The organism is Pseudoalteromonas sp. S3178 (genome assembly GCF_005886985.1).
Taxonomy (GTDB): domain Bacteria; phylum Pseudomonadota; class Gammaproteobacteria; order Enterobacterales; family Alteromonadaceae; genus Pseudoalteromonas; species Pseudoalteromonas carrageenovora.
The window spans coordinates 1-316 of the sequence record NZ_PNCW01000560.1; the positions used below are offsets into that span (position 1 = coordinate 1).

The 316-nt window shown below is 35.8% G+C and carries 1 pseudogene; it reads left to right on the plus strand.

Annotated elements, in window-relative coordinates:
• Nucleotides 1–316 (plus strand): annotated as a pseudogene (locus CWC11_RS22210) (Na(+)-translocating NADH-quinone reductase subunit C); the annotation flags it as partial.

The window sequence follows — 316 nt, forward strand, 5'->3', positions numbered from 1 at the left end:
ACAAGCAAACAAAAACGAAGATATTCAACGTAACATTTTAGCCGTTGCTGGCTACGATAAAGTTAAAAACGTATCTGAAGTTTTTAACCAAAATATCGAATCACGTGTTGTTAGTCTTAAAACAGGTGAGTTTGTAGAAGACGTTAAAGCGGAAACTTTTGACTTTGAAGCGACTAAGTTTGATGCCAAACGTAGCTACAAGCTTTCAAAAGCAGAAGACAAAGCGGGTATTCAACGTATCACAAATAACTCTCCAGTTTATTTTGCAAAAGATGACCAAGGTAAAGTATCTACTATCATTCTACCAATCCAAGGT